The organism is Yoonia sp. (genome assembly GCF_030731595.1).
Taxonomy (GTDB): domain Bacteria; phylum Pseudomonadota; class Alphaproteobacteria; order Rhodobacterales; family Rhodobacteraceae; genus Yoonia.
This window is the reverse complement of the sequence record NZ_JANQTS010000096.1, coordinates 1-2874: the sequence shown is the minus strand read 5'-3', so window position 1 is coordinate 2874 and position 2874 is coordinate 1. Positions and strand designations below refer to the sequence as shown.

Annotated in this window: 3 protein-coding genes; 1 reads left to right on the top strand and 2 read right to left on the bottom strand. The window is 56.3% G+C overall.

The annotated features are described in order from the left end of the window. Positions 1–140 precede the first annotated feature (140 nt). The gene (locus NWQ23_RS11490; RefSeq protein WP_306166500.1) at positions 141–566 is read right to left on the bottom strand and encodes a hypothetical protein; all 426 of its coding nucleotides are present in this window, start codon (positions 564–566) and stop codon (positions 141–143) included. Next, the gene (locus tag NWQ23_RS11485; RefSeq protein ID WP_306166499.1) at positions 567–1049 is read right to left on the bottom strand and encodes a hypothetical protein; all 483 of its coding nucleotides are present in this window, start codon (positions 1047–1049) and stop codon (positions 567–569) included. It abuts the gene before it with no gap. A gap of 648 nt (positions 1050–1697) precedes the next feature. On the opposite strand from NWQ23_RS11485, the gene NWQ23_RS11480 reads away from it, so the two are divergent. Beyond that, positions 1698–2543 carry a MurR/RpiR family transcriptional regulator gene (locus tag NWQ23_RS11480; protein ID WP_306166498.1) on the top strand — a complete coding sequence of 282 codons (846 nt, stop codon included), beginning with the start codon at positions 1698–1700 and terminating at the stop codon, positions 2541–2543. Positions 2544–2874 lie beyond the last annotated feature (331 nt).

Here is a 2874-nt window from a genome sequence, read left to right as displayed (position 1 = left end):
GATGACCCGCTGGCATCGAATGTCCGCCGTGTGGCGTATGCGGACAGAACTCAGACGTTTCTGTCATAGGCGATAACCACCGTTTTGGGCCGCACAGGTTCTGGTAAGGGGTTTCTGTCCAATAATTGTTCAAGTGCCGTTCAATCGGCTGGCTGACCCAGATCAAGATTTATGAGGTGTGCCACATGGTCCGCGCCGCATGACAGTTTCTTTGCAACCTTGCTGTCCGGCGTCACCACCCGCCAGAAAGGAACGACTTCGTCGAGACGCTTACCCTCTTCAAGGTCCCGCAAGCTCACCTCGGCGACGACCCGCAGATAGATTGCTGTTGTCACCGGGCACATGGACTGCGCATCCGCTTTTCGCGCAAGTTCGTTGCGAAGCCGTGCGATCGTCCGCGTTTCGCCTTTAGGGATCTTGGCCAGATAGGTCGCAATATCTCCCGGCGAAGATATCAACATCGTTGTCCCAGCCTTCACGCCCGCAAAATCCGTGTGAAGCATGACAACATGTGGCGGCTTGGCGGCCCCGAACCGCTTGCGCCAATCGGTTGGCTTCTTCGCCATTTACTTATCCTCCACATGGGCCTTCAAGCTGGCCAGATACTCGGTTGCAAACGCTGTCGGATCAAACATAAGTCGCGCGATGATCCGGCCCAGCGCTGAGGGGACAGTTGCACGCTCCACCACCGCGATCCGAGTGCCACCGGAAACAGGCTCCAGAAGCGCCTCCCATTCGCCCGAGTAGCCAGCATCCGAAGTGAAGCGCAATCTGATCCGGTCCACGGACATTACATCTGAAACAAAATCAATTCGTTCTCCTCGCGCAGTCACCTCGAACCATCCATTTTCTGTCCGTGTCACGGTGCCGACATCCCGCCACTCCGGTTGTGTCTCGACATCCGCGATCACTGCCAGAACCAGATCTGGAGGTGCCGCGATGGTTGTTTCTGCGCGACCTTCGCGCGTTTCTGGCAAAAGCCAGCCAATGAGAAAAATGAGTGCCGCCAGGATCAACACGGCGGCAAAAAACAAGACCAAGATGCGCATTTGAAGGGCTCCGAATCGCTTACGGTGAGGATAGCAACTCACTTAGAGGCTCCGAAGTATCTCGATTTTGTTGGTTTTATTTCAGTTACTTGACTGAATCTTGTCTCCTTAGGCCTGCACACTGACACGAGTCTGTCAGCGTTGGTGACCCTCGATGACAACCCGACGACATAAAGCAACTCGGCATGTTGGCGTGACAGGTCCAGCCGTCCGCTTTTGCGGTAGACTGCGCATGGGATGGGGCACCGCCACAAGTCAAATTCCTGAGGCACTCAGCACGGGCGCAATGGGAATTTGGCGCGTGTCGCGACTGCGCACTATCTGCGCTCAACTGTCGAACAACTCGATTTCACAGAATGTCCGCCGTGTGGCACATGCGGACAGAACTTATCCGTTTCTGTCAAAGGCGGAATCCACCGTTCGTGGTCCGCATAACCGATCGCGCGCGCTTTGGAAAAATCCGGTCTGCGGTGTAAAAGAAGTGGGCCTGAAGGACGCGCATGGGGCCTTTGCCACATGCGGGCTCTGCGCCTTCGCGGATAATAGAAGCCGGCAGTGTACGGTCCTATCGCACAAGGCAGCGCGCCAATTTTCGGTCCGTCGCATAAACCTGTTTACCTCAGGATCAACAGCGATCATTTTGAGACAATGAGTACTGATGTGACCAAACCCTTCTTGCTGCGTGTGCGTGATGCTTTGCCGGAGTTGCATCCGAGCGAACATAAACTTGCAGAGCTTGTCCTCGATTTTCCGGGAGAAATGGCTGGCTACACGGCCTCGGAGATTGCAGAGCTGGCGAATGTGTCGAACGCCACCGTATCGCGATTTGTGCGCCGCATCGGATACAGTTCTTTCGACGAAGCGCGCCGTGCCGTCAGGGATGAACAGCGCGCAGGGACAGCCCTGCTGCGGTTCTCCTCTGCGACACCACCGCGCGGGCGCGCGGTTGCCTCTCATTTCGAAATCTCGCAGCAGAACCTAGAGCTGACCTATGGCGCGCTTGATGATGCGGTGATCGACGACCTTGCAGAAGCGCTTATTGCAGCGCCACGTGTCTGGTTCATCGGGTTTCGCGCTGGCCAGTCTTTTGCGCAATATCTTGGCTGGCAGACCTCGCAAGTGCTGGCGAACGTGACGGTCTTGCCGCGTGCCGGAGAGACCCTTGCCGAAAGCCTCGCCTCTTTGTCGCGCAAAGATATCGTGGTTCTTGTCGCTTTGCGCCGCAAGCCCAAGCTTGTCACGGCAGTCGTCGAGGCTGCGCGTCTGGCAGGGGCAGACCTTGCGGTAATCGAAGACCGACCAAGCGCGGAGACGGCCGATGCCCGTTGGCAGTTGTCTTGCGTCACGTCTGCCAATGGTCCGCTGATGAACCATGTCAGCAGCATGGCGGTTTGCAACCTGATCGCCGCCCGCACGATCGCGCTATCGGGCGCGGCCGGTCGCAGCCGCATGGCCGCGATCGAAGACGGCCACAGGCGTTTCGACGAACTGTAGCACAGGGCCTCGGTAAAGAGATCCGCTGCCGCAAAAACTGCCCATTTCCGAAGAAAACCGCCGGATTGCTGCCGAATAAAAGGGCAGTACAGAAAAAGCTGGTCCGCGCATGTGAAATGTTGTTTTCATAAACCAGGTAGTAAGAAAATATTTTTCCAGACGTAAATGCTGATTCTCCTCGTTCAAATCCAGTTACAAAGGAACAAAGTATGACATTCTCCCGCATCAACATGATCGCCGCGGCAAGTGCCGCATTTTTCCCTGCCGCAGCCAGTGCGCAAGCCGTCATGCAGATCAATTCATCCCTGCCCGAAGGCTCTTTTGCCCATGT

Bases quoted from the DNA above. Each gene is read 5' to 3' on its own strand.
- NWQ23_RS11490 (WP_306166500.1), bottom strand. From the start codon at position 566: ATGGCGAAGAAGCCAACCGATTGGCGCAAGCGGTTCGGGGCCGCCAAG.
- NWQ23_RS11485 (WP_306166499.1), bottom strand. From the start codon at position 1,049: ATGCGCATCTTGGTCTTGTTTTTTGCCGCCGTGTTGATCCTGGCGGCA.
- NWQ23_RS11480 (WP_306166498.1), top strand. From the start codon at position 1,698: ATGAGTACTGATGTGACCAAACCCTTCTTGCTGCGTGTGCGTGATGCT.